The organism is Microbacterium sp. A93 (genome assembly GCF_051842835.1).
The window spans coordinates 264,956-291,166 of sequence record NZ_JBPXMT010000001.1; the positions used below are offsets into that span (position 1 = coordinate 264,956).

The 26,211-nt window shown below is 63.9% G+C and carries 23 protein-coding genes and 1 other RNA gene; 16 read left to right on the forward strand and 8 right to left on the reverse strand.

Translation table 11 applies throughout. From position 1 onward, the window contains the following. Window positions 1-44: 44 nt before the first annotated feature. Complete coding sequence (locus tag ACSU1G_RS01315) at window positions 45-617, forward strand: hypothetical protein (RefSeq protein WP_439278099.1); 573 nt, start codon at window positions 45-47, stop codon at window positions 615-617. A 157-nt stretch (window positions 618-774) separates the two neighbouring features. Here ACSU1G_RS01315 and ACSU1G_RS01320 read toward each other — a convergent pair whose 3' ends face one another. After that, a complete protein-coding gene (locus tag ACSU1G_RS01320; RefSeq protein WP_439278100.1) occupies window positions 775-1,614 on the reverse strand; it encodes an aldo/keto reductase in 840 nt (279 codons plus the stop codon). 50 nt (window positions 1,615-1,664) lie between these two features. Between ACSU1G_RS01320 and ACSU1G_RS01325 the strand changes: the two genes are divergently transcribed. From ACSU1G_RS01325 to rnpB, 4 genes are all read left to right on the forward strand, one after another. Further along, on the forward strand, window positions 1,665-2,039 hold the full coding sequence (locus ACSU1G_RS01325; RefSeq protein ID WP_439278101.1) for a YchJ family protein: 375 nt from the start codon (window positions 1,665-1,667) through the stop codon (window positions 2,037-2,039). A gap of 45 nt (window positions 2,040-2,084) precedes the next feature. Then, the gene (locus tag ACSU1G_RS01330) at window positions 2,085-2,816 is read left to right on the forward strand and encodes a zinc ribbon domain-containing protein (RefSeq protein ID WP_439278102.1); all 732 of its coding nucleotides are present in this window, start codon (window positions 2,085-2,087) and stop codon (window positions 2,814-2,816) included. Between the two features lie 10 nt (window positions 2,817-2,826). Then, the gene (locus ACSU1G_RS01335; RefSeq protein WP_439278103.1) at window positions 2,827-4,500 is read left to right on the forward strand and encodes a bifunctional 3'-5' exonuclease/DNA polymerase; all 1,674 of its coding nucleotides are present in this window, start codon (window positions 2,827-2,829) and stop codon (window positions 4,498-4,500) included. Window positions 4,501-4,514: 14 nt separating this feature from the next. Then, window positions 4,515-4,903: RNase P RNA component class A (gene rnpB, locus ACSU1G_RS01340), an RNA gene on the forward strand. A gap of 84 nt (window positions 4,904-4,987) precedes the next feature. Here rnpB and ppgK read toward each other — a convergent pair. Further along, a complete protein-coding gene (gene ppgK / locus ACSU1G_RS01345) occupies window positions 4,988-5,734 on the reverse strand; it encodes a polyphosphate--glucose phosphotransferase (protein ID WP_439278104.1) in 747 nt (248 codons plus the stop codon). A gap of 69 nt (window positions 5,735-5,803) precedes the next feature. Between ppgK and ACSU1G_RS01350 the strand changes: the two genes are divergently transcribed. Genes ACSU1G_RS01350 through ACSU1G_RS01370 form a run of 5 tightly spaced genes read left to right on the forward strand, consistent with a single transcriptional unit; the run spans window position 5,804 to window position 12,264 of the window. After that, a complete protein-coding gene (locus ACSU1G_RS01350; protein WP_439278105.1) occupies window positions 5,804-6,043 on the forward strand; it encodes an SPOR domain-containing protein in 240 nt (79 codons plus the stop codon). 14 nt (window positions 6,044-6,057) lie between these two features. Then, window positions 6,058-7,395, forward strand: a complete 1,338-nt coding sequence (gene glnA, locus ACSU1G_RS01355; protein ID WP_439278106.1) for a type I glutamate--ammonia ligase — start codon at window positions 6,058-6,060, stop codon at window positions 7,393-7,395. Window positions 7,396-7,399: 4 nt separating this feature from the next. Further along, window positions 7,400-10,375, forward strand: coding sequence for a bifunctional [glutamine synthetase] adenylyltransferase/[glutamine synthetase]-adenylyl-L-tyrosine phosphorylase (locus ACSU1G_RS01360; RefSeq protein ID WP_439278107.1), 2,976 nt, complete (start codon window positions 7,400-7,402; stop codon window positions 10,373-10,375). Between the two features lie 36 nt (window positions 10,376-10,411). Further along, window positions 10,412-11,344: a diacylglycerol/lipid kinase family protein gene (locus ACSU1G_RS01365; protein WP_439278108.1), complete on the forward strand. Its 933-nt coding sequence runs from the start codon at window positions 10,412-10,414 to the stop codon at window positions 11,342-11,344. Between the two features lie 32 nt (window positions 11,345-11,376). Continuing rightward, entirely contained in the window at window positions 11,377-12,264 is an 888-nt protein-coding gene (locus ACSU1G_RS01370) for an alpha/beta fold hydrolase (RefSeq protein WP_439278109.1), read from the forward strand. A gap of 87 nt (window positions 12,265-12,351) precedes the next feature. Here ACSU1G_RS01370 and glnA (ACSU1G_RS01375) read toward each other — a convergent pair whose 3' ends face one another. Beyond that, window positions 12,352-13,776, reverse strand: coding sequence for a type I glutamate--ammonia ligase (glnA, locus tag ACSU1G_RS01375; RefSeq protein ID WP_439278110.1), 1,425 nt, complete (start codon window positions 13,774-13,776; stop codon window positions 12,352-12,354). A gap of 140 nt (window positions 13,777-13,916) precedes the next feature. Between glnA (ACSU1G_RS01375) and ACSU1G_RS01380 the strand changes: the two genes are divergently transcribed. Next, window positions 13,917-14,294, forward strand: coding sequence for an RDD family protein (locus ACSU1G_RS01380; RefSeq protein WP_439278664.1), 378 nt, complete (start codon window positions 13,917-13,919; stop codon window positions 14,292-14,294). Window positions 14,295-14,300: 6 nt separating this feature from the next. On the opposite strand, the gene ACSU1G_RS01385 is transcribed toward ACSU1G_RS01380, so the two are convergent. Further along, a complete protein-coding gene (locus tag ACSU1G_RS01385) occupies window positions 14,301-14,789 on the reverse strand; it encodes an ATP-dependent zinc protease family protein (protein WP_439278111.1) in 489 nt (162 codons plus the stop codon). A 17-nt stretch (window positions 14,790-14,806) separates the two neighbouring features. Here ACSU1G_RS01385 and ACSU1G_RS01390 point away from each other — a divergent pair, with 17 nt between their 5' ends. Continuing rightward, complete coding sequence (locus ACSU1G_RS01390) at window positions 14,807-15,991, forward strand: RimK family alpha-L-glutamate ligase (RefSeq protein ID WP_439278112.1); 1,185 nt, start codon at window positions 14,807-14,809, stop codon at window positions 15,989-15,991. A gap of 29 nt (window positions 15,992-16,020) precedes the next feature. On the opposite strand, the gene ACSU1G_RS01395 is transcribed toward ACSU1G_RS01390, so the two are convergent. After that, complete coding sequence (locus tag ACSU1G_RS01395) at window positions 16,021-16,731, reverse strand: DUF4191 family protein (RefSeq protein ID WP_439278113.1); 711 nt, start codon at window positions 16,729-16,731, stop codon at window positions 16,021-16,023. A gap of 145 nt (window positions 16,732-16,876) precedes the next feature. On the opposite strand from ACSU1G_RS01395, the gene ACSU1G_RS01400 reads away from it, so the two are divergent. Further along, window positions 16,877-18,280, forward strand: a complete 1,404-nt coding sequence (locus ACSU1G_RS01400) for a hypothetical protein (RefSeq protein WP_439278114.1) — start codon at window positions 16,877-16,879, stop codon at window positions 18,278-18,280. Window positions 18,281-18,294: 14 nt separating this feature from the next. On the opposite strand, the gene sucB is transcribed toward ACSU1G_RS01400, so the two are convergent. From sucB to ACSU1G_RS01415, 3 genes are all read right to left on the reverse strand, one after another. Further along, window positions 18,295-20,067 (reverse strand): 2-oxoglutarate dehydrogenase, E2 component, dihydrolipoamide succinyltransferase, encoded by a 1,773-nt coding sequence (sucB, locus tag ACSU1G_RS01405; protein ID WP_439278115.1) that lies wholly within the window; start codon window positions 20,065-20,067, stop codon window positions 18,295-18,297. Between the two features lie 65 nt (window positions 20,068-20,132). Then, window positions 20,133-21,506 carry a dihydrolipoyl dehydrogenase gene (lpdA, locus tag ACSU1G_RS01410; protein ID WP_439278116.1) on the reverse strand — a complete coding sequence of 458 codons (1,374 nt, stop codon included), beginning with the start codon at window positions 21,504-21,506 and terminating at the stop codon, window positions 20,133-20,135. Further along, window positions 21,506-22,981: a leucyl aminopeptidase gene (locus tag ACSU1G_RS01415; protein ID WP_439278117.1), complete on the reverse strand. Its 1,476-nt coding sequence runs from the start codon at window positions 22,979-22,981 to the stop codon at window positions 21,506-21,508. The genes lpdA and ACSU1G_RS01415 overlap by 1 nt, the downstream gene beginning before the upstream one ends. Window positions 22,982-23,083: 102 nt before the next feature. On the opposite strand from ACSU1G_RS01415, the gene ACSU1G_RS01420 reads away from it, so the two are divergent. The 3 genes from ACSU1G_RS01420 to ACSU1G_RS01430 all read left to right on the forward strand — a co-directional run bounded on the left by ACSU1G_RS01420 (window position 23,084) and on the right by ACSU1G_RS01430 (window position 26,174). Next, the gene (locus ACSU1G_RS01420; protein WP_439278118.1) at window positions 23,084-24,028 is read left to right on the forward strand and encodes a proteasome assembly chaperone family protein; all 945 of its coding nucleotides are present in this window, start codon (window positions 23,084-23,086) and stop codon (window positions 24,026-24,028) included. Between the two features lie 158 nt (window positions 24,029-24,186). Further along, the gene (locus tag ACSU1G_RS01425; protein ID WP_439278119.1) at window positions 24,187-25,482 is read left to right on the forward strand and encodes an RNA polymerase sigma factor; all 1,296 of its coding nucleotides are present in this window, start codon (window positions 24,187-24,189) and stop codon (window positions 25,480-25,482) included. After that, window positions 25,479-26,174, forward strand: coding sequence for a coenzyme F420-0:L-glutamate ligase (locus ACSU1G_RS01430; RefSeq protein ID WP_439278120.1), 696 nt, complete (start codon window positions 25,479-25,481; stop codon window positions 26,172-26,174). The genes ACSU1G_RS01425 and ACSU1G_RS01430 overlap by 4 nt, the downstream gene beginning before the upstream one ends. Window positions 26,175-26,211 lie beyond the last annotated feature (37 nt).

Genomic DNA, 26,211 nt, shown 5'->3' on the forward strand with positions numbered 1-26,211 from the left:
ACCCGCAGGATCCAACGGATGCTGACCGCCGACAGACTGGCGGAATGAACATCATCGTGATCGGAATCGTGGCGTGCGAGATCGGCTTTTGGCTCGTGCTTGCTCTCGGGCTCTTTGCTCGATACGTGTTAAAGCTGCAGAGGCTCTCGACCATCTTGCTTCTTTGCGTACCCCTGCTTGATGTGTTCCTGCTCTCGCTGATTGCCTGGGATCTGCTGGCGAATGGAACGACTGCCGACTTTGCGCACGGGCTGGGGGCGGTCTATCTCGGTTTCACGGTCGCGTTCGGCCACCAGATCATCGTCCGCGTCGACGCATGGTCAGCGCACCGTTTTGCAGACGGCCCGCAACCGGTCAAGCCTCCGAAATCTGGACTCCCGCACGTGAGGTACGAGTGGAATCAGTGGTTCCGCATGCTGTGGTGTGCGGTGCTCGCGAGTGCGGTGCTCGGGGCCATCATTGTGCTGGTGAACGACCCGTCTCGCACTGAGGAATTGTCAAGCTGGTTCCTCAGGGTCTGGTTAGTCACCGCGATCTGGCTGGTCGGCTGGCCGATTTGGGTGAGTGTGAGCCATCTGCTGAACCCGGCAGTGCACCAGACCCGGGACGGTAGCTGAGCGTGTCACCCGCTTGGTTCGGCGGCGCCCTTGCCCGCGCCCTACATTCTGAACAGATCTCACCAGCGGTGAATCCGCGAAGCGCCCATTGGTGCCGTTCGACATCGTACAGATGGCCCTCGCGGAGACCGCCGACCGCTATGTCAGGCTTGCGGGCTTAGGACTCCTCGTGCGTACGGGGATCGGCGTCGAACAAACGGCCGTCGGCCCGTCCCAACGCGGTGATCGCATCCACCTCCGCGTCATCGAGAACGACGGATGCGGCAGCGAGGTTGGCCTGCTGATGTTCAAGCGAAGACGCCTTGGGAATCGCGACCGTCTCGCGCGCCACGTGCCAGGCGAGAATCGTTTGCACGGGGGAGATGCTGCGGGCCGCGGCGATCTCGGTGATCACCGGCTCTTCGATCAGCTCTCTGGCACGACCGATCGGGCTCCAAGCCTCAGTGATGATGCCGTGCTCGCGGTGGTAGGCGAGTTGCTCGGACTGCGGGAAGTACGGGTGCAGTTCGATCTGATTCACCACCGGACGCACGCCCGTCTCGCGCTCGATGCGTTCGAGATGTTCGGGGAGGAAGTTCGACACGCCGATCTGACGGACGACGCCACGCTGCTGCGCATCAACCAGTGCGGCCCACGCCTGCACATACTCGTCCTGGATCGGGTTCGGCCAGTGGATCAGGTGCAGGTCAGTAACATCCAGACCGAGGCGGAAGCGACTCTCCTCGATGCTGGTGCGGGCCTTCTGGGATGGGTGGTGGCGACCGGGGAGTTTCGTCGTGACGATGACGTCAGCGCGATCCGTGACGGCATCCGCTACACCGCGGCCCACCGCGCCCTCGTTCTCGTAGTTGAATGCGGAGTCGATCAGTCGATAGCCAGCGTCGATTGCAGCCGCGATCGCGGCTGCCCCCGCATCTCCGTTCAGGCGATACGTGCCGAAGCCGATCGCGGGAAGTTCGAATCCGTTGTGGGCGGTGCGGGTGGGAATCGTGGTCATCTGTAATCTCCTTCGACGTCTGCGATCAGCGTACGCGGCACAATGGACTCATGCGCTGTCCCTGCTTATCCGGCGACACATACGAGTCGTGCTGCGGTCCTATCCACGCGGGTGATGCGATGGCGCCCACCGCCGAGCGACTCATGCGCTCGCGCTTCAGTGCTTTCGCCGTTGGTGATGCCGGATACCTCCTGCGCTCGTGGCATCCATCGACCAGGCCTGCAGAGCTCGAACTAGACCCGGCGATTCGCTGGACGCGGCTGGATATCCTCGGCACTGAATCCGGCGGACCGTTCGACATGACAGGTGTTGTCGAGTTTGAGGCGTTCTATCGGGAGGATGGACGACAGGAATCTATGACTGAGCGAAGCCGGTTCACACGGGAGAACCGCACCTGGACGTACCTGGATGGCGCGCCCGGCTGACCGATCCGATCGGCGGATGTCCCCAGCCACAGGTAGATTGGACATGTGAAAGCCAGCCCTGAGCACCAGCGCATCCTTCTCGACGTCGCCGACCTGGATCTGCGCATCCAGCAGGCCGAGCGCGCGCGTACGACGCCACCGCAAGGGCCGCGAATCAACGAGCTCGTGAAAGAGCGTCAAGAGCAGCTGCGCGAGCTGACCACTCTGGCCGGCGTTCGTGATGATGCGCGCACCGAGCTGACGCGTATCGAGTCTGACGTCAAGGTGGTTGAGCAGCGCCGAACGCGCGACTCGGAGCGGCTGGCATCCGCCACGAATGCGAAAGACGCGCAGGCGTTCGAGAGCGAACTTGCCAGCCTCGCCAAGCGTGTCAGCAACCTGGAAGACATCGAGCTCGAGGTGATGTCCAAGGTCGAAGAGGCAGACGCTGCCGTTGCCACCCAGCAGGCGCTGATCGATGTGATCACCGCGGAAGGTTCTGAGCTCACCGCGCAGGCAAAGGCGGGCGTGGCAGCTGCAACGACCGAGGTTGAGCACCTCACGCGCGATCGTGAGGCGATCAGCGCAGTCATCCCGGCCGAATTGCTCGCGGACTACGCCCGGCGCGCGTCGCGCGGCATCGGTGTCGGCCTGTTGCGCCGTGGCACCTGCGAAGGCTGCCGCATGATGCTCTCCGGCGTCCATCTCAACGATGTCCGCCGTGCCGCGCCTGACGACGTGCTTTCCTGCCCCGAATGTGGCGCCATCCTGGTTCGCACCGACGAATCGGGCTTGTGACTCACCTGTCATGATCCTGTTGGCAACAACCGGTTCTGGCGACTTCCTCACCGTTGAATTCGACGGCGAAGGAACAGAGATCAATCGAACGAGTCTGCTCCGCGCTGATCTCGTTGGTTGGGTGCGCGACACCGAATCGGCTCGCGCGCCGCGCTGGGTGATCCGCAGCGCGCGTGAGATTTACCCGCGACTTCTGGCCGAGGGCGTGCAGCTCGCGCGAACGCATGACCTGCTGCTGTGCCATGCGATTCTTCGAGACACCGACCGCGTGGCGCGTCCGCTGGCGCCATCGTCGGCCTGGCTTCCGCGGGAACCAGACCTCGACACGCCCGCACCAGCCCTGTTCGACGTGATCGATGAGAAGGCGACCGACTCGGTCGAAGCACTCCTCGAGCAGTACTCGGAGCAGCGTCGCGTCATCGCAGCGGATCGCAGCGGGCGTCTCAACCTGCTGTGCGCGGCAGAATCGGCCGGCGGTCTCATCGCGGAAGAGATGCGCGCGGCAGGGCTTCCCTGGGATCCGGACGAGCACGACAGGATCCTCACCGAGGTGCTCGGTGCGAGGCCCGCTGGCGGCGGACTGCCGGCTCATATGGCCGAACACGCAGACGCGGTGCGCTTCCACCTGGGAGACCCGCAACTACACCTCGAAAGTCACGTGAAGATGTTGCGCGCGCTGCACCGAGTTGGTGTGAACGTCGAGTCGACGAGCCAGTGGGAGCTCAGCGAGATCTCCCACCCGGTGATCCCGCCGTTGCTCGCCTACAAGAAGCTGTCCCGGCTGCTCAGTGCGAACGGCTGGGCGTGGCTCGCTGAGTGGGTGCATGACGGACGTTTTCGCCCGGTTTACATCCCTGGTGGTGTCGTCACCGGCAGATGGGCATCCGCAGGCGGGGGAGCGTTGCAGCTTCCGCGCATCCTGCGCCCCGCGGTACGCGCCGATCCGGGGTGGACTCTGATCGTCGCGGACGTCGCGCAACTCGAGCCCCGGATGCTGGCCGCGATGGCGCAGGACAAAGTGATGGCGGAAGCAGCCCGCGGGCGTGATCTCTACGAGGGTGTGGTCGCCTCCGGTGCGGTGAAGACACGCGAGGAGGCGAAGTACGCCGTGCTCGGTGCGATGTACGGAGCGACAACTGGAGACAGCGGGCGCCTTGTTCCTCGGTTGCGCAAGGTATATCCCAGAGCGATGCACCTCGTAGATGACGCGGCCCGTAAAGGCGAGGACGGCGGCACAGTCTCGACCAGTCTCGGACGCTCCTCGCCACGCCCGGATAGCGACTGGACGGCTCAGCAGGCAGAGGCCACTGGCGCCGATGTCGATCCCGCCGCAGTGAAGCAGGCCCGGCAGCGCGCCAGAGAGCGCGGTCGCTTCACTCGCAACTTTGTCGTGCAGGGCACGGCAGCCGAGTGGGCGCTGATTTGGTTGGCGGAGATTCGGCATCGACTGCGCCAGCTGGGAGATGCGCAGACAGAGGCCGCGGCATCCGGTCCTTTTGCACGCCACGCGCACCTGGCCTTCTTCCTTCACGATGAGGTGATCCTGCACGTGCCGCAAGAACAGGCGGCGGCTGCGGCAAACGTCGTCAGAGAGGCCGCGGCCATCGCGACCAGGCGTCTTTTCGGTTCGTTCCCCATCGACGTGCCACTGGACCTGCAGATCGTTCAGACCGCAGAGAAGTAGACTGGGCACGCGAATGGGTCAGCCGGACGGCCGCGTTGCGGGCAACCGTACCGAGGAACGTCCGGGCTCCACAGGGCAGGACGGTGGGTAACACCCACCCGGAGCAATCCGCGAGATAGTGCCACAGAGAGTAGACCGCCTCGCCGACACCGAGCTTGTCTCAGTGGCGTCGAGGTAAGGGTGAAAGGGTGGAGTAAGAGACCACCGGGGGTCATGGTGACATGACCTGCCAGGTAAACCTCGTCCGGAGCAAGGTCAGACAGAGGATGTTGACGCGGCTCGCTGAGTCCTCGGGTAGACCGCTAGAGCGGCATGGCAACGTGTCGCGTAGAGAGATGGCCGTCGAAGGGAATCCCCGAGAGGGGCCCCGGAACAGAACCCGGCGTACAGGCTGGCCCATTCGCCTTACAGCTCCCGAAACGACAAAACCACGCCGAAACATGCACGATTCCGTGCTGTCTCGGCGTGGTTTTGTGGTTTCGCGGGATCAGTCTCCGGAGAGCGACGCCGCGCCGATGATGCCTGAGTTGTTGCGGTGGATCGCCGGGACGATCGGCGTCTTGAGTTCGAGCAGCGGGAGGAAATCGGCGGCATTCTTGGACACGCCGCCGCCGACCACGAACAGGTCAGGGCTGAACAGGAACTCGATGTGCGAGTAGAACGCCTGCAGACGCTCGGCCCACGCCTCCCACGAGAGTCCCTCGCGTTCGCGTGCCGAAGTGGCGGCCCAGCGCTCGACGGACTCGTACTCGCGGAAGTTCAGGTGTCCGAGTTCGGTGTTGGGGATCAACACACCGTCGTAGAGGAACGCCGACCCGATTCCGGTTCCGAGGGTGGTCAGCAGCGTGAGGCCTCTGACGTCCCTGGCCGCACCGTGGCGCGCTTCGGCGACGCCTGCTGCGTCAGCGTCGTTCACGAAGACGATGTTGCGTCCGAGTCCGTCGCGGAAGAACTGTTCTGCCTCGAAGTTCACCCATTCCTGAGAAACGTTCGCTGCAGACAGCGTCTTTCCGCGCTTGACGATGGCGGGAAAAGCCACGCCAAGCGGCACCGTCGCGTCGTGTACATCAAGCTCTTCCAGAACCGTCTGCACTGCCGTGAGGACATCCTGCGGGGACGCGCCCTCCGGCGTCGGGACGCGCACACGGTCGGATGCCATCGTTCCGTGCTCGAGGTCGACGATGCCTGCTTTGATACCTGTGCCGCCGATGTCGACGCCGATCGCTTTTGCCATGAGCAATAGCCTACCGAGACTGCAATGCGACAGTAGGATCGTGACAGATGCTTACGAAGGGATGGCGCCATGTCTGAGGACAAAGATGTGTACATGTCCAGCGGTGAACGCAAGTACTGGTACAACACTCACACCACCGAGGTTGAGTACGGGTACATCTCACCCGCCGTCGATCGGATCGGTCCCTTCGATACGAAAGAGCAGGCTGCGAACGCCCTGCAGACATTGCGTGAGCGCTCCGAAGCCTGGGCCGTTGAAGAAGCAATTGATGAAGACTGGCGCAAGGCGACCGAAGTTGATGGGAAGTAGCGCACCACATGGGCATGGATAAGCAGCGAGACTTCGTGCTGCGCACGATTGAAGAGCGCGGCGTGAAGTTCGTTCGTCTCTGGTTCACCGATGTGATCGGAACTCTCAAGTCGGTGGCGATCGCGCCCGCCGAGGTGGAGGGTGCGTTCGCAGAGGGCATCGGCTTCGACGGGTCGGCCATCGAGGGTCTGACGAGGACTTTCGAGTCCGACCTGCTCGCGCAGCCGGACCCGACAACCTTCCAGACATTGCCGTGGCGCGGTGAGATCGACCCGACAGCACGCATGTTCTGCGACCTCACCACCCCCGATGGTCAGCCTGCCGTCGCTGACCCGCGGCATGTTCTCAAGCGCGCGCTGGCCAAGGCCGCCGATGCCGGGTTCACGTTCTACACGCATCCTGAGATCGAGTTCTACCTCCTCAAGTCTTCGGAACTCGGCCCGGACGGGCCGGTTCCCGTCGACTCCGCTGGGTACTTCGATAACGTTCCGGGTGGCACAGCGCACGACTTCCGCCGACGCTCTGTGCGGATGCTGGAAGATCTGGGCATTTCGGTCGAATACAGCCATCATGAGGGCGGCCCTGGTCAGAACGAGATCGATCTGCGTTACGCCGATGCTCTGGCGACCGCAGACAACGTGATGACCTTCCGCACCGTGATCAAAGAGGTCGCGATCGAGCAGGGCGTGTACGCGACGTTCATGCCGAAGCCGATCAGCAATCAGCCCGGCAGCGGCATGCACACGCACATGTCGCTGTTTGAGGGCGACCAGAACGCCTTCTGGGAAGAGGGCGCCAAGTATCAGCTCTCCAAAACCGGCCGTCACTTCATCGCCGGCCTGCTGAAGCACGCGAACGAGATCGCGGCTGTCACCAATCAGTTCGTGAACTCGTACAAGCGCCTCTGGGGTGGCGACGAGGCACCGAGCTTCGTCACCTGGGGCCACACCAACCGCTCCGCGCTGGTGCGTGTGCCGATGTACAAGCCGAACAAGAGCCAGTCCTCTCGTGTCGAGTACCGCGGCCTGGATTCCGCGGCGAATCCGTACCTCGCTTACGCGCTGCTGCTCGCAGCCGGGCTCAAGGGCATCGAGAACGAGTACGAGCTTCCGCCCGAGGCAGAGAACAACGTGTGGTCGTTGAGCGATGCCGAGCGCCGTGCTCTCGGCTACTCGTCTCTGCCTGCCAGCCTCGACCACGCGTTGGAGTTCATGGAGAGCTCTGAGCTCGTTGCGGAGACATTGGGCGAGCAGGTCTTCAACTACGTGCTGCTCAACAAGCGCAAGGAGTGGGAGGCCTACCGTGGCCAGGTCACTCCGTTCGAGCTGAAGAGCAACCTCGAGCTTCTCTGAGCCGATGGCTCGGTCAGGCTCTGCCTTCACACTGTCGGCGCTTGCGCGTTTGGGCTTCACCAGGCTCAGTGCCGGTTCTGCGGCGCTCGATGAGTTGTCGAGTCTGATCGGACTCGAACGTGAAGTGTTGGTCAGCGGCGCCTCGGCGGCGGATCCGGATGCTGCTGTCGCGGGAATGCTGCACGTGGCTCGCCGCGATGCGGTCGCGCTGGGACGGATCATGCGTGACGACGAGTCGCGCGCGATCGTCTGGCGTGTGTTCGGTGCCTCCCTCGGGCTGGCGGATTTCTTTCTCCGCCACCCTTCGGAGCTTGAAGTTCTGGGCGAGGTCGGCGCGCTCGTGCCGAATGCAACAACTCTCACCGAACGGATACTGCACGCCGTGGGAGCGGAACAGGGGTTCGCCGCTGCCGGTGACGAATCCGCCTGGGTTGCGTTGCGCGTCGCCTATCGACGCTCCATTGCCGAGATCGCGGCGATCGACCTGACAACGACGGATCCGGCCTCCAGGATCGCGGCTGTCTCTGCGGCGCTTGCGGATGCGGCCGGGGCCGCGTTGGAAGCCGCACTGACGATCGCGCGCACACGTGTCTCAGGCGTGATTTCACGTGAAGAAGTCGCGCTCACCCAACTGGCCGTCATCGGCATGGGTAAAGCGGGCGCCAGGGAACTCAACTATGTGAGCGATGTCGATGTCATCTTTGTCGGCGGCACCGCAGACGAAGCGAGGCTCGAGGAATCGCGCGCCATCGACATCGCGACGAAGCTCGCAAGAGAGATGATGCGGGCGCTGTCGGCCGCCGAGATCGAACCGCCCCTGTGGGAGGTCGACGCGAACCTGCGACCGGAAGGAAAGCAGGGAGCGCTGGTCCGTTCGCTCGGGTCGCACCTGGCGTATTACGACCGGTGGGCGAAGAGTTGGGAGTTCCAAGCACTTCTGAAGGCGCGGCCACTTGCCGGGGACCCGGAGCTCGGGCAGGCGTATATCGAAGCAGTGCAACCGAAGATCTGGTCGAGCGCAGCACGTGAGAATTTCGTCGACAGCGTGCAGCGAATGCGGGAGCGAGTCACCGAGCACATCGACCCGGAAGACGCCGGCTACCAGATCAAGCTTGGCGCCGGAGGTCTGCGCGACATCGAATTCACCGTGCAACTGCTGCAGTTGGTACACGGACTCACCGATCCCAGCATCCGTACACGGGGAACGCTGGAAAGTCTGGATGCGCTGGTTGCAGGGGGCTACATCGGCCGCGATGATGCGGCGACGTTCGCCGCTGACTACCGCATGCTGCGTCTGCTGGAGCACCGCCTGCAGCTGCGCGAGCTGTCCCGCACGCATCTGATGCCGCGCACTCCCGATGGGCTGCGGGTGCTCGCACGAGCGACCGGTCTCGCGGAAGACGGTTCCGGCATCTGGTCGCTGTGGGACCGGGTACGGCGGGAAGTGCGGGAGATCCACACGAGGCTGTTCTACCGGCCGCTGCTGAGCGCCGTCGCGGAGCTGCCGGAAGATCAGCGCACGATGACCACAGAGCACGCACGAGATCGCCTGGCGGCCATCGGGTTCCGCGACCCTGCGGGCGCGCTGCGGCATATCGGCGCACTCACCACGGGTATCAGCCGTAAGGTCACGATCCAGCGCCACCTCATCCCGGTCATGGTCAGCTGGTTCGCCGACGGCAGTGATCCCGACTATGCGCTGCTCGCTTTCCGCCGCATCAGCGAGCGTCTGGGCGACAGCTCATGGTTCCTGCGCATGCTGCGGGATTCGTCAGGAGCAGCGGAGAGCTTGACTCGGCTCTTGTCGTCCTCGCGATACATCGGCGAGTTGATGGAGTGGATTCCCGAATCAGTCGCCTGGCTCGACAGTGCCGATCTTCTTCGCCCGCGTGGCGAAGCGAAACTGTACGAGGAGGCACGGGCGATCCAGACACGGCACAGTTCGGTGGCGTCTGCGCTCAAGGCTGTGCGGGCGCTGAGGCGTCGTGAACTGCTGCGTACCGCGATGGGCGCTGTGCTGGGCGTGCTGACGATCGAAGAGCTGGCAACCGCGCTCACGGCCATCACTGACGCGACGATTCAGGCTGGGCTGCGTGCCGTGCGCCGCGAGGTGGTGTCGGCCGAAGATGACGCGCTGGAATTCGCTGTGATCGGCATGGGGCGTTTCGGTGGCGCCGAGCTCGGGTTCGGATCGGACGCCGACATTCTTTACGTGTATGACGCGAACGGAATCGATCCGGAACGAGCGCAGGCACTGGCAACGAAACTTGTCTCTGGGTTACGGGATCACCTCACCGACCACAGGGTCCCGCTTGACCTGGATGCAGATCTTCGACCCGAGGGTCGTCAGGGCCCGCTTGTGCGCTCGATCGGCGCGTACGCCGAGTATTACCGACGCTGGTCGGTGTCGTGGGAGGCACAGGCGCTGCTACGTGCCAGAGGAGTGGCGGGCAGCGAACCGCTGATCGAGAAGTTCACCGCGCTGGCCGACACGATCAGGTATCCCGAGGAGACTGATCAGCAAGGCCTGCGCGAGATCAAGCGGATCAAGGCGAGAGTCGAGGGCGAGAGGCTCCCACAGGGCGCCGATCCGCATCGTCATCTCAAGCTCGGTCCGGGCACGCTCAGCGACGTGGAATGGTTGGTACAGCTCATCCAGCTGCAGCACGCCCACCAGGTACCGGCGTTGCGCACCACCTCGACTCTTGGCGCGTTGCAGGCATCGGTGGATGCCGAGCTCATCCCGGCCGAAGACGCCGAGCTGCTTCGCGAAGCCTGGCTGTTGTCGAGTCGGCTGCGTTCGGCCATGACTCTCCTGACCGGAAAGACCAGCGACATCCTGCCCGAAGACCGCCGAGAACTTGACGCTATCGGGCGGCTGCTCGGTTACCCTGACCGCTCGGCGACGGCGGTCGAAGAGGACTTCTCCGGCGTCACCAGGCGCGCACGGCGAGTCTTCGAGCACCTTTTCTACGGATGAGTTGCAGATTCGCAGCTGCAGGCTCAGGCTGAGCATATGACAGGGACGAAAATCGGCATCATCTGGAATCCGTCGAAGATCGATGAGGGCGAGCTGCGCTCCGCCGTAGACGCGCACCTCACCGGAACCGCCGGCGACGAAGTCACCGTTCAGTGGTGGGAGACGAGCAAGGATGATCCTGGTCTCGGTATGGCGAAGGATGCGGTGAAAGCAGGGTGCACGACGGTGATCGCCGTCGGCGGCGACGGTACCGTGCGTGCCGTCGCGGAGGCTCTCGCTGGAACCGAGGTCACGCTCGGCATCGTGCCGCAGGGGACCGGGAACCTGCTGGCTCGCAACCTCGAGGTGCCGCTCGATGATATCCCTGCAGCGCTTGCGCGGATCAGCACAGGTGATCCGCGGACGATCGATCTCGGCTGGGTTGAATTCAACGGCGAGGAGCGGGCTTTCGCGGTCATGGTCGGGTTCGGCGTCGACGCGCAGATGCTGGTCGAAACCGACGACGACTTGAAGGATCGTGCGGGCTGGCTCGCCTACATCGAGGCGATGGGGCGTGCGATGGCTGGCACCGAGATGACCAGCATCACCATGACGATCGACGGGGGAGAACCGCAGGAACTCCGGGGACACACACTGTTGATCGGCAACTGCGGAATGGTGCAGGGAGGCATTCGTCTTCTGCCGGATGCCAAGGTTGACGACGGGGTGCTCGACCTTCTGCTCGTGAGTGCGGACGGCGCACTGCAGTGGCTGGACACCGCGCGTTCGGTGATCTGGGATAACGGCATCCGCCGCCTCTTCAAGGGCGAGGAAAGTGCAGTGAGCACGGAGTCGACCCGGCACCTGACAGCAGAGCGCGTGAAGATCGAGCTCGAGACGCCGCTCGCCTTTGAAATCGACGGTGAAGAGGTCGGTGAGGTCTCCGCATTCGAGGTGCGGGTGCAGGCCGGCGCGCTGCAGGTGCACTGAGCACGCGCACTGCGACAGCGGGAAGGCACCACGTGAGTGCAATATTCGAGACGCACACTGATCTGACCGTGGCAGGAGGCCCGGTGCGGTTGTATCGGGGAGGCAACATCAAGGGTCCGCCTCTGCTTCTCCTGCACGGCGCGATGTTCGACACCGCACGGGGAGTGTGGCGAGAAGTCGCCCCGGCGCTTGCCGCTGATTACCATGTGCATCTCATCGACATGCCCAGGCACGGCGGAAGCCGGCCCTGGCGCGGAACGCTGGACGATGTGTTCTACCGGCGATTCATCCATGAGCTGCTCGATGCGCTCCAGCTGGAGCGGGTGGCGCTGATCGGACTGTCGATGGGCGGGGGTATCGCGGCCGGGTATGCAATCGATCATCCGGAACGAGTGAGTGCGCTGATCGCCATCGGCCCTGGAGGCATCGGCGCGAAACGTCAGGCGCAGTTCATCACCTGGCTGAGCATCCGCACGCCCGGTGTGATGCGGATGACCACCTGGTATCTGGCACGGTTTCCGCAGGCGATCAGGAAATCGATGCTCGGGTTCCTCACGGCTGGCGCGGACACCCGGGGTTTCGAGACGATCGTCGATCTCGTCACCGAAGAAGCGCAAGCCAAGCAGCAGCATCGAGAGCGGGCGCTGGACGATTGGCAGATCCGATCCTACGGACCCTTCTCGATGCGCCTCGATCTGCTCCCTTTGTTGCACAAGCTGTCCGTGCCGACGCTCTGGATCCGTGGTGACAAGGACCAGCTCGTCGGTCACGCCGAGCTGGTGGCCGCTGCCGACGCCGCGCCCGCCTCTCGCCTGATCACGATGACGGATGCCGGTCATATCGTCACATACGACCAGCCCGACGAGTTCAACCGGCTGGCCCGCGAGTTCCTGGCCTCGGCGATCGCCTCCTCGGCGTAGCGTTCACGACAGAGCCCCGGTCCGCACCGGCCCCTCCATGGAGAGGCCCGTGAAGAACCGGGGCACTGGATGTCTCGTCAGCGAGTGTTACACGCCGTAGTAGAGCTCGAACTCGAACGGGTGCGGGCGCTGTGCAGTCGGAATGATCTCGTTGTCGATCTTGTAGGAGATCCAGGTCTCGATCAGCTCTTCCGTGAACACGCCACCCTCGAGCAGGAACTGGTGATCCTCACGCAGTGCCTCCAACGAGTCGAGCAGCGAGTTCGGAACCTGCGGGATGTTCTTGGCTTCCTCGGGCGGAAGCTCGTACAGGTCCTTATCGATCGGCGCGAGCGGCTCGATGCGGTTCTTGATGCCGTCAAGGCCTGCCATCAGCTGGGCGGCGAACGCGAGGTACGGGTTGCTGGAGGCATCAGGAACGCGGAACTCGATGCGCTTGGCCTTCGGGTTCGAGCCGGTCAGCGGGATCCGAATCGCAGCCGATCGGTTTCCGGCGGAGTACGCCAGGTTCACCGGTGCCTCGAAGCCCTTGACCAGACGGTGGTAGCTGTTCAGCGAGGGGTTCGTGAACGCCAGGACCGCGTTCGCGTGCTTGAGCAGACCACCGATGTACCAGCGGGCGAGGTCACTGAGCTGGCCGTAACCTGCCTCGTCGTAGAACAGCGGCTTGCCGTCGCTCCACAGCGACTGGTGGGTGTGCATGCCAGAGCCGTTGTCGCCGTACAGCGGCTTCGGCATGAAGGTGACCGTCTTGCCCCACTGCTCGGCAGTGTTCTTGACGATGTACTTGAACTTCAGGATGTCATCCGCCGCGTGCACCATCGTGTCAAAGCGGTAGTTGATCTCCTGCTGGCCACCGGTGCCGACCTCATGGTGCGAGCGCTCGAGGGCGAAGCCCGCCTCGATGAGGTTGAGCGTCATCTCATCGCGCAAGTCCGCAGTCTTGTCGACTGGTGCGACCGGGAAGTAGCCGCCCTTGTAGGGCGTCTTGTTGCCGAGGTTGCCGCCTTCTTCTTCGCGGCCGGTGTTCCACGCGCCCTCTTCGGAGTCGACGCTGTAGAAGCTCGAGTTCGAGTTCACCGAGTAGCGGACGTCGTCGAAAATGTAGAACTCGGCCTCTGGCGCGAAGAACGCGGTGTCGGCGATGCCTGTGGAGGCCAGGTACTTCTCGGCCTTCTTGGCGACCTGACGGGGGTCCTTCGAGTAGATTTCGCCGGTGCGCGGGTTATAGATGTCGAAGAGCATCACGAGGGTGCTCGCCTCGCGGAACTGGTCGACGTATGCGGTCGTGACATCCGGGATGAGCTGCATGTCAGATTCGTGGATGCTCGCGAAACCACGGATCGAGGAACCATCGAACAGCTGGCCTTCGGTGAAGAACGCCTCATCGACGGTCGCTGCGGGGATGTTGAAGTGCTGCTGCACGCCGGGCAGATCAGTGAAACGGATGTCAAGGAACTTGACGTCGTGTTCCTTGATGTAGCTCAGCACCTCGGACGAATCAGTGAACATGTATCACTCCTGGGTAATGCGGATTTTTGTCTTCAGACCTAAACGAAGATTAGGCGGGAGGGATTACTCCGCCGTGTCTTCCTTGTTTCGGCCATGTTACAGACCCTCGGTAGACTTGAACCGTGACGGATGCTCAGAACATGTACCCCGGAGAGCGTCTTGGCTTTCCCAAAACCGGCACCGGAAGCATCGGCAGGGTCGGCCGCAGGATCGGCGCTCTCGCTATTGACTGGGCCGCTGCGGTGATCATCTCGGTGGCGTTCTTCCAATACGACTCGATCGCCACGCTGCTGATCTTCGCGATCGTACAGATCGTGTTCATTCCGACGCTCGGCGGTAGCCCTGGGCACCGCATCCTCGGCATGCGACTGGTGATGTTGAACGGAGCCTGGGTGGGACTGTGGCGTCCGCTGGTACGCACGTTCCTGCTGGTGTTGGTCATCCCGGCCGTCATCTGGGATCCAGATCAACGAGGCCTGCACGACAAGGCCGTGGGCGCGGTATTGATCCGGGCGTGACGTGAATCAGAGGCGACCGCGGTTGCGATGCCGCGCTTCCTTCGGGGCACGTCCGCCGAGGAACGAACGTGCAGGATCGATGATGAACCCGCGTCGCAAGGCCTCGCGGCCAATCAGCATTCGAAAGCCCATCTCGTCGCGGTTGCTGAGCGTCACCTCGGAGACGATCAATCGCTCAACGAGACGGATCGCGAGCAGTACGACCAAACGTTGCTGCGCATGGCCGGAGGAGCTTCGGATCTCCCGGCGATCATGGACAGGACACTCCACGAACGTGGCATCCGCATCGGTGTCCTGCCAGGGATTCACGCGGAAGCGCACCCATTCCTCGCCCTCGCGTTCGAACTCTTCGATATCGAACGCATGCAGAGACGACGTGCGTGCGCCGGTGTCAATCTTGGCTTTGATCCAGTCGACACCCGCATCCGGCAGGCTCACCCATTCACGCCACCCCGTAAGAGTGTTTGAATGAGAAGTCCTATCCACTCGATACATCTTGGCAGGAAAAGTTCGTGAAGCTTGCAGTTCTCTCTCGTGCCCCGCACGCCTACTCGACGCAGCGACTACGCGCGGCCGCACTTCAGCGTGGTCACAACGTCAAGGTACTGAACACACTGCGGTTCGCGATCGATCTGACCGCAGACGAACCTGACCTGCATTTTCGGGGCAAGCAGCTGAGCGACTATGACGCGATCCTGCCTCGCATCGGCAACTCGATCACGTACTTCGGTACCGCCGTCGTGCGCCAGTTCGAGCAGATGGATGTCTACACGCCCAATACGGCGAACGGTATCTCTAACGCGCGAGACAAGCTCCGTGCGAACCAGATCCTCTCGCGCCACAACATCGCGATGCCACCGACCGCATTCGTACGCAACCGCGCCGATGTGCGACCAGCGATCGAGCGCGTAGGCGGTGCGCCCGTCGTCATCAAGCTCCTCGAGGGTACGCAGGGGATCGGCGTGATCCTGGCACCCCAGGTCAAAGTTGCCGAAGCGATCATCGAGACCCTGCATTCCACCAAGCAGAACGTGCTGATCCAGAAATTCATCGCCGAGAGTCGGGGACGAGACATCAGGGCGCTGGTCGTGGGAGACCGTGTGGTCGCTGCCATGCGGCGCGTGGCCGCCGGCGACGAGTTCCGCTCCAACGTGCACCGCGGCGGCAGTGTGGAGCCCGTCGAGCTTGACCCGATCTATGAGCAGGTCGCCGTCCGCTCCGCGCAGATCATGGGGCTGCGCGTCGCCGGTGTCGACATGCTCGAGGGCGACGACGGTCCGTTGGTGATGGAGGTCAACTCCTCCCCGGGGCTGCAGGGAATCGAGCAGGCCACGAACCTCGATGTCGCCGGCGCCATCATCGACTACATCTCGGCGCAGGTGGCGTTCCCCGAGATCGACGTGCGCCAGCGACTCACCGTGTCGACCGGATACGGCGTTGCAGAACTGCTCGTGCACAACGCCGCAGAACTGGTCGGAAGAACGCTGGGAGAATCGGGCCTGTGGGAGCGGGACATCACCGTGCTGACGCTGCACCGCGGGGTCGGCGTGATTCCGAACCCGCGAAAGCACGTTGTCCTTGAAGCGGACGACCGCCTGCTCTGCTTCGGAAAGCTCGACGAGATGCGCGGAATGATTCCTGAGCGTCGGCGACGCCGCGCGAAGGTGCGACGACTTCCCAAAGAGCCGTTGAGCTGACAGCGACCCGGTTCAGGGCCGGTACCTGCTCAACGCGGGCGCTGTGCCCGAACCTTAGTCGGGTCGATGCCCTTCGGAATCGGCAGCGATGAGACCGACTGTGAGACCGAGTCAATACGGCGGATGACGGCGGCCAGGGTGGTCTTGTTGATCGCCTTCGGAAGCTTCTTGATGGTCTTCGCGAGGTCGGCGATCGCGACGTCCTCTTCGCCGTGACCGACGTAGAAGACGTGCACGGGGACGCCGTGTGCGACGCGCTGCGCCTTGGTGCGTTCTTCGTTGACGAGCCGTGTGAGCCGCCCGCGTGTGCCTTCACCGACGACAACGATCCCGCCGCGGCCGATGGCGCGATAGACCGCTTCCTGCGTCTTCGGGTTGATGCCGACCGGGGTATCCGAAGCCTGCCAGTTGCGGCCGAGGCTGGAGCTCAGGACGTGGCCGGAAGCCCCGGGCATGCCATCGATCTTGGCGTACATGGCCTTCGTCGACAGGCGTGTCATCAGGAACAGTGCTCCGAGGACACCGAGCATCAGACCGGTGACGGCCCAGAGGACGAGAGTCCATACCTGGAATGGCGGAATGATGTATCCGATGACGAGTCCGAGCAGAACGCCGCCGACGAGGATCGCGATCTGGGCCCAGGGCAACCAGCCGTACACCTCACGGGTGAACCGGAACAGGGACTTGATCTGGGAGAAGAACCCAGGACGCTTCTCGGGTTCTGGAGCACTCTTAGCCATGCATACAAGACTACCGACTCGGCGGCGCCTGAATGTGCGCGTTCGCGGGAGGCGCACTGGTTCTGCACATTTCGGTCGGTGAGATATCTGTCCACATTTTCGCTTTCTCACCCTGCCGACCTTCAGGATCCGATGTGATGAAGCGATGACCGAGACGAATACTGTCGCAGATCGTTCGTCGTTGGTGCCTGGGGCCCATCGACTGATCCGCGCCGTGGATGGGCGAGAAGGCCCATTTGCCGGCGCGCTCGTCACGGGGGATGACGGTATGGCAGTGTGCGTGGATGCTGAGTCGCTCGCCAGTTGGGATGGCTGGGCGTTCTCAGATGCCGAACACATCTGTGGGGTGATGGATGTTCGTCGTCGCACCGACGGTCATGATGTGCTCCTGCCATGGTGCACGCAGCGTGTGGAGACGTTCTTGGGGCGCAGGCAGGTCGCCGAGGCACGGCTCACGGCGGGCGAGTTGGGAACGCTCGTCGTGAGTCTGCTTCGTGGGATGCGTGAGCTGGGAAACGAGGCAGACAGTGTGATCGGCTGTTGGTGGCTGACCAATGACGGGCGGCCGCTGTTCGTGCATGGCGAGGGCGGAGCCGCTCGAGCAGGCACCGCAGCCCTCGTCGATCGGGTCATCCAGCACAACACGGACCGTGCCACGGTGCGCATCCTTGAAGAGATCGCGGCGGCATTGCGTCAACCGCGTCACCACGTCGCGGATGACCAGCGGTGGGAGGAACAGCTGTTCGCGCTTGCGGCACCGCGTGCACTCAGGCTCGACGTCTTCGCGCCGGAGCGCGCCGCGGATATCGTCGCGCACCGGATGCCGAGAACGGTTGTTCCTCTTGACGCACCTGGCACCCGTCGAGCGAGAAGTAGAGCGTTGCGACCGAGGCGCGATCTCCGTAACCGTGTGAGAGAGCGTGTCCTCGACGCCAGCGAACGGGGGCGGGTGCTGCTCGGACACTTCCGGCGGGATGAAGCCCGCACAGCAGTCGACTCGCCGAAGGCCTCTCGTCGAAGACCGCTGATCCTGGCCGGATCCCTCGCCGCAGCAGTGCTGGTGGTGGGGCTGATGTGGCCAAGCGGAGATAGCTCAGACGGTGCGAATGCGGAGACGGCGGAGACGGTGGTGCCGACGGCGCCGGGAACGACCGAGATCGAGGAATCGGTGGAGGAGGCAGAAGCGCCACCCGCGGAAGAATCGTCGGCTCCCGACGAGCCTAGTGATGCCGCTGTCAGCGAAGACGATGCGTTGGGTGCCGTCCCCGCGTTGCTGGATACGATCCGGGCCTGCGTGGACGCAGCGGCACAAGTGTGCCTCGATGCGGTTGCGGAAGGCGCGCGAATGCCGACGGAAGGTGCCGCGGGTGAGGGTTCGGATGCGAGCACAGCAGCGCTGGTCGACGACTACGGTGATGTGGCTGTCATCAGGCTCACACCGGTGGGCGCCGATCCTGCTTCGGCAGGGGAGCAGATGCTGGTGTTGGAGCGCCGGAACGACATCTGGCTGGTGCGCGACGTGTATGACGTCGCGCACCAGCCAGAGTGAATGCGTGCCTGTGCTCAGGCGCCGAGGTTGCCTGCGAAGTTCGCAGCCTCAAGGCGCGCCTTCATCGCTCCGAGGAAGCGTGCAGCGTCTGCGCCGTCGATGATGCGGTGGTCGTACGACAGTGCAAGGTAGACGTACGAACGGACAGCGATCGCGTCGACGCCATCAACCTTGACCAGGCCGGGTCGCTTGACGACCGTGCCGGTGCCAAGGATTGCGGACTGCGGCAGGAACACGACAGGCGTGTCGAACAGCGCGCCACGTGAACCGGTGTTGGTCAACGTGAACGTGCCGCCGGCAAGCTCATCGGGCTTCAGCTTGTTGTCGCGCGTGCGTGCAGCGAGATCAGCGATCTCGTGCGCAATCTGAGCAATGGTCTTCGATGCAGCATCACGCAGCACCGGAGTGAGCAAACCGCGCTCGGTGTCGACTGCGATCGAGACGTTCTCCGTCGCCGGGTAAACGATATTCTCGCCATCGACGGTGGAGTTGACGATCGGGAATGCCCGCAGAGCCTCCGCCGTGGCCAGGGCGAAGAACGGCAGGAAGGAGAGCTTGTCGCCCGTCTTCTGCAGGAATTCTGCCTTGACGCTGTCGCGGTAGTTCGCCACGCCCGTGACGTCTACCTCAACCACGGTGGTCAGCTGAGCAGTCTGCTGCATCGACTCGACCGCGCGCTTTGCGAGGACCTTGCGAAGACGCGACATCGGCTGGGTCGTGCCGCGCAGCGGCGAGGCCTCGAGCTGTGCGGGGGCAGCAACGGCAGCCGCCGCGGCCGGAGCAGCGCTTTTGGCTTCAGCGGCCTTCAGAACGTCTTCCTTGCGGATGCGTCCACCGACGCCGGATCCGGTGACAGCCGCCAGATCGACACCCTGCTGGGACGCGAGACGACGCACGAGTGGAGTGACGTAGATGCCGTCGTTGCTGTCTGCAGCTGCGGCGGGTGCAGGAGCAGCCGGTGCGGCAACAGCAGGTGCCGCCGGAGCAGCCGGTGCGGCAGCAGCCGGAGCAGGAGCAGCAGGAGCCGGAGCAGCCGGTGCGGGTGCAGCCGGTGCGGGCGCTGGAGCCGGGGCAGCCGGAGCAGCTTCAGCGACAGGCGCAGCCGGAGCAGCTTCAGCGACTGGAGCCGCAGGGGCGCCAGAGCCGACACGAGCGAGGACGCTGCCGACGGCGACCGTCTCGTCTTCAGCGGCCAGGATTTCCTGGAGCACGCCAGCGACCGGCGAAGGGATCTCGGTATCGACCTTGTCGGTCGAGATCTCCAGCAGCGCTTCGTCGACGGCAATCTCGTCGCCGATCTGCTTCAGCCAGCGAGTGACGGTGCCCTCGGTGACGCTTTCGCCCAGCTCGGGGAGCACGATATCGGTCGTGTCGCCAGCGGGTGCGGCGACAGCCGGCGCAGCCTCAGCAGCAGGCGCGGACGCAGGAGCCGGTGCAACCTCAGCTGCCGGTGCGGTGACAGGGGCAGGCGCGGCGGCCGGAGCCACCTCGGCCGGTGCGGGCGCAGCCTCTGCGGCTGCCGGAGCATCCGCTGCGGGTGCGGTACCGCTGCCATCGCCGATCCGGGCCAGAAGCGCGCCTATCTCAACGGTGTCATCCTCGGCGACCAGAATCTCTTCGACGATGCCAGCGACCGGCGAAGGGATCTCGGTGTCGACCTTGTCGGTCGAGATCTCCAGGAGGCCTTCATCTGCCTCAACGGTGTCTCCCACCTGCTTCAGCCAGCGGGTGACCGTACCCTCTGTGACGCTCTCACCGAGAGCGGGGAGGACCACGGATGTGCTCATGACGGAGTCTCCTTCAAGAATGTTTGTGACGTACTCAGCTTAGTGACCCTGACACCGTTTGGTGTTCAGAGGGCGTGCAATGGTTTTCCGGCGAGTGCGAGGAATGCCTCGCCCAGGGCCTCGCTCTGCGTGGGGTGCGCATGGATGAGCGGGGCGAGGTCTTCGGGGTGCGCTTCCCAGGCAACGGCGAGCTGCCCTTCAGTGATGAGCTCACCCACACGATCGCCGAGAAGGTGCATACCTACGATAGGCCCGTCCTTCAGTCGCACGACCTTGACGAGGCCGCTTGTACCGATGATCTCGCTCTTGCCGTTTCCGGCGAGGTTGTATTCGTAAGATATGACCGAGTCCGCACCGTGCTCGGCGATGGCAGCCGCTTCGGTGACGCCCACTGATGCCACTTCCGGGTTGCAGTAGGTGATCTTGGGAATCTGCGATTCGGGGATCGGCGCTGGCGAGAGCCCACTGATGCGCTCTGCAACGGCGATCCCCTGCAGGAATCCACGGTGTGCCAGCTGGAGTCCTGGGACGATGTCGCCGACCGCCCAGATGCCGGGAACACCGGTGCGAAGCTCTGGATCAACGATGACGAATCCGCGATCCATAGTGACGCCGGCATCCTCGAAACCGAGACCCTCGGTGACGGGTCCGCGGCCGACAGCGACGAGCAGGTACTCACCGCTGAAGCTCTGACCGTCTTCGAGTGTGATGGTCACACCGGAATCATCCTGTGTTGCGGATTGAAAACGCGTGCCGAGGGAGTATTTGATGCCCCTGCGCCGGAACGCGCGCTCCAGTCCCTTGCTGAGCGCGATGTCTTCGTTGGGAACCAGATGTGGAAGTGCCTCGATGATGGTGACTTCGGCGCCGAAAGAGCGCCATACGCTGGCGAACTCGACTCCGATCACCCCTCCGCCGAGTACGAGAACGCGCTCCGGGATGACATCGAGTGCGAGGGCCTGCTCGCTGGTGAGGACTCGGCCACCGATCTCCAGTCCAGGCAATGACCGACTGTACGACCCCGTGGCGAGCACGACATCGGCGCCCACGTACACATCGTCGCCGACGCTCACACTGCGGTCCTTGTTCAATCGGCCCGTGCCGGCGATGGTGGTGATGCCACGCGCCTTGATCAGGCCTTCGAGACCCTTGAACTTCTTGGCGACGATGTTCTCGCGGTATGCGCGCACCCCGGCGGCGTCGACGCCTTCGAACGTTGCCGTGACGCCGACGGATGCCGCGTCACGGACATGTTCTGCCACCTCGGCGGCATGCAGCAGCGCCTTCGTCGGGATGCAGCCGCGATGCAGGCAGGTGCCACCGACCTTGTCCTTCTCGATGAGCGCGACGCTTTTGCCGAGCTCAGCTGCCCGCAGGGCGGCGGCGTATCCGCCGCTGCCGCCACCGAGCACGACGATGTCGAAGGTGTGAGTGGTCATCATGACTCCTTGGCAGTTGCCTCTGCGAATGCGACCAGTGATCGAACTGTTGCGCCCGTTGCGCCCTTGTCTGTGAAGCCGAACGGTGCGCTGTTGTGCTCAGCGGATCCGGCGACGTCGAGGTGGACCCACGGAATGCGCGGAGCATCCTCTGCATCGCTGGTGCGGCCGATGAAACGCTGCAGGAAGAGGCCAGCGAACATCGAACCACCGGCACGGTCGCTCATGTTGGCGTTGATCATGTCAGCGATGGGGGAGTCGAGGCTGTCTTCCATGTACTCCGGCAGTGGCAGCGGCCAGGCGAGCTCGCCGGCCGTTTCAGAAGCCGCGAGGTACTTGGTGACCGCCGCGTCATCGCCCATGACGCCGGTGTGTCGGTGGCCGAGCGCGACAAGGATCGCGCCGGTGAGGGTGGCGACGTCGAAGATCACATCGGGCTTCTCCCGGCTCGCGGCGACCAGTCCATCGGCGAGGACGAGCCGGCCCTCGGCATCGGTGTTCAGTACCTCAACGGTCGTGCCGTCCAGCATCCGCAGCACATCTCCTGGGCGTGTCGCCTTTCCGGAGGGCATGTTGTCGGTGATCAGCATCCAGGCGGTGACGCGCACTGGTACGCGGAGCTCGGCGATTGCGCGGATGGAGGCGAGCACCGTGGCGGAGCCTGCCATGTCGAACTTCATTCCGACCATGCTGGCGGCGGGCTTCAGCGAGAGCCCACCCGTGTCGAAGGTGATGCCCTTGCCGACCAGCGCGATGTGGCGGACTGAGTCGGCCGGCGAGTACTCGAGGCGCACAACGCGCGCCGGGCGGTCCGAACCCTGAGCGACGCCGAGAACGCCGCCGAATCCCTGTGCGGCAAGTGCCTTCTCGTCAAGTACCTCGACAGTGACATCGAGTCCGGCGACAGCATCGACGGCACTCTGCGCGAGATCAGCCGGGCTCTGCCATTCCGCCGGCACCGATACGAGATCCTTCACCAGTGCGAGAGCCTCGCCGAGAATTCGTGCACGGGATACGTCGTCGTCGGTGATCGTCGAGCTGTGCACAGCAACGGTCGTTGCGCGTGACTTGCCCGGCTTCGCGCGGTACCCCTCGAACCGGTAGCCGCCGAACGCTGCGCCCTCAGCGGCTGCGGCCGCGAACTCATCGAGCGGCCCGGCGAGGCCGAGCGCGACGTTCTCGAATCCGGTCAGCGTACGCAGCGCGGCGCCAGCCGCGTCGCGGACCGATGCAGCGTTCACAGTGCTGCCGGTTCCGACTACGGCGAAGGGGAGCGTCGTGAGCGACGGCAGATGCACGCGGGCGAATGCCGCCGCGGCGCCAGTGAAGCCGATCCCGCTCAGGACATCTGCAAGGCCGGGATACGCATCCAAGGCCTGGGGGAACGCGGTGGTGTCCGGAACGACGAGCACTGCTGCGTCGGCAGCGCCCCCGGGAAATGGATCAATGGTGTGCGAGAGCGCAGGAAGCGACATGCATCCATCCTATGCGCCCGGCTGGCCCATGCCTCCAGATGTGTTCGCTGTGAGCATCACGATGGCGCCCCCTCCGACTTCACCGGCTCGTAGCATGGATGCATGCCCGTCTCCGGAGAGCTGTACGAACGCGTCTCGAATGCCCCCGCCGTCCCGCAGGGGCTTCCACTGGTGATCCTCTTGACTGGATTCACGGATGCGGGCAACGCTGTCTCCGGGCTCATCGACCACCTCCGGGACGTGAGCGACCTGCAGCCCATCGTGATGTTCGACAATGATGTGCTCCTTGATTACCGTGCGCGCCGCCCGATCATCGTGTTCGAGCAGGACCACCTGACCGAGTTTCGGCCGGCACGGCTAGAGCTGTCACTGGCGCACGACACGCTGGGTCAGCAGTTCCTGTTGCTTTCCGGCTACGAGCCGGATTTCGCGTGGAACGCGTTTACCCAGACGATGCTTGATCTCGCCACGGAGTTCGGCGTCTCCGGCGTCAGCTGGGTGCATTCGATCGCGATGCCGGTGCCGCACACCCGACCGATCAGCACGACGGTCAGCGGTAACCGCAAGGAGCTCACCGCGAGTCTGTCGGTGTGGCGCCCGCGCACGCAGGTGCCAGCGACAGCAGGACATCTTCTCGAGTACCGCTTCGCCGAGCGTGGCGACCGCGTGGTCGGTTTCGTACTGCTCGTGTCGCACTACCTGGCTGAGACCGAGAACCCTGATGCGGTGATCGCTGCCGCTGACCGTGTCATGAGCGCTACCGGCATCGTGCTGGCGCTCGACGACTTGCGCGAGAGCCGTGAGGAGTACCTCGCCAAGGTGAATGATCAGGTGGCGCACAATGACGAGCTGCGCCAGATGGTGCAGACGCTCGAGCATCGTTACGACTCTTATATGGCAGGGCACACTCCAGGGGATATGGATCGCTTCGACGAGGGCGGTTTTGATGAGCGGGATCTGCCGAGTGCAGATGAACTGGCCGCCGAATTGGAGCGCTATCTCGCCACGCGCCCGCCGGGCGACGACGACAAGCGTCCGCGTTCCTGATCTCAGGCCGCCGAATGTGACCGGATGGCAGTTCGTGTGACATACTGGTTGTCTGACCCGTTGTCAATCGTCTGCCGTAAGGCTGGCGACTTGACAAGGGTCTTACTAGTGTCCGAAATGTCCCGGGGCGGGTAACGATGCCCCGTGAAAGGCGAAACGTGACTCCTGCCGCGACCAAAAACTCCAGGACGACGACGACCGCAGCCGAGGGTGAGGCTGTCGAGACCGAAGAAGCCACCGCTGCCACGAAGAAGCCGGCGGCGAAGAAGGCTCCAGCTACGACGAAGGCTGCTGCGACGAAGGCTGCTGCCGCAGCGAAGGCTCCTGCCGCGAAGAAGCCGGCGGCGAAGAAGGCCCCTGTCAAGCGCAAGAAGGCCGACGACCTCGTCGACGATGATGCCGTTGACGCGGATGCCGTCGCAGAGGACGAGGACGAGGACAAGAAGCCTGTCTTCACCGAGCCGCTGCCGACCGGCGCTATCGTTCTCACGTCGAAAGACGAAGACGATGTCCCTGTCTATTCGTCGCAGATCACCGGTGCTACCGCTGACCCGGTCAAGGACTATCTGAAGCAGATCGGTAAGGTCGCACTGCTGAACGCGGCCGAAGAGGTCGAGCTCGCGATGCGCATCGAAGCTGGCCTGTTCGCCGAAGAGAAGCTCTCGGACATGACGGACACCGAGAAGACCAACCAGCTGGGTCTCGACCTGCAGTGGGTCGCACGTGACGGTCAGCGAGCGAAGAGCCACCTGCTCGGCGCGAACCTCCGCCTCGTGGTCTCGCTCGCCAAGCGTTACACAGGCCGTGGCATGCAGTTCCTCGACCTGATCCAGGAGGGCAACCTGGGCCTGATCCGTGCGGTCGAGAAGTTCGACTACACCAAGGGCTTCAAGTTCTCCACGTACGCCACCTGGTGGATCCGTCAGGCGATCACTCGCGCGATGGCTGACCAGGCTCGCACGATCCGCATCCCGGTGCACATGGTCGAGGTCATCAACAAGCTGGCCCGCGTGCAGCGCCAGATGCTGCAGGACCTCGGTCGCGAGCCCACTCCGGAAGAGCTCAGCCGTGAGCTCGACATGACGCCGGAGAAGGTCGTCGAGGTGCAGAAGTACGGCCGCGAGCCCATCTCGCTGCACACTCCGCTCGGTGAAGACGGTGACAGCGAGTTCGGTGACCTCATCGAGGACACCGAGGCTGTCGTACCTGCCGACGCGGTGGGCTTCACGATGCTTCAGCGCCAGCTCGAGCAGCTTCTTGACTCGCTCTCCGAGCGTGAGGCCGGCGTGATTCGCATGCGCTTCGGCCTCGGCGACGGTCAGCCCAAGACGCTCGATCAGATCGGTGACACCTTCGGCGTGACGCGTGAGCGCATCCGCCAGATCGAGTCGAAGACGATGGCGAAGCTTCGTCACCCGAGCCGCTCGCAGTCGCTGCGCGACTACCTCGAATGAGTCAGGCGAACGACGGTAAGGCGCTCGAAACGAGCGTCGACGGCAAGAAGTACGCGCGCATCCCGCTGCGTACGCGCGTCGTCATGCCCGATGACGATCTCGACGAGATCATCACGGAGTATGCCGCCGCTGCCGTTCAGCCCGGTGACCTGCTGTTCGTCACCGAGAAGATCGTCGCGATCACGCAGGGTCGGTCCTTCCGACTCGACGAGATCGAGCCTCGTAAGCTCGCACTGTTCCTGTCGAAGTACGTCACGCGCACGCCCTACGGCATCGGCCTGGGCATGCCAGAGACGATGGAGATGGCACTTCGAGAGTGCGGCACGCCGCGCATCCTGTTCGCGGCTGCCGTCGCGGCGGTGACCAAGGCTTTCGGACGCAAGGGCGACTTCTACCGCATCGCCGGTGACAAGGCACGTGCGATCGACGGTCCCACCAAGCACACCATCCCGCCCTACAACGAGGCGGTCGTGCTGGGACCGAATGATCCGGATGGCGTCGCAGCGCACGTGAAGAAGCTCATCGGCGGAATCGCCGATGTCGCAGTGGTCGATATTAATGACCTCGGCGGCAACATCCTCGGTTCCACCCTCGACAAGGCTGGCGAGCAGCGTCTCGTGAAGGTCCTCGGCGACAATCCGCTGGGGCAGGGACGCCAGTCGACACCTCTCGGTATCGTTCGCGAAGTCTGACGCACGCTTTCACACGAAAGAAACCCCGGATGCTGAG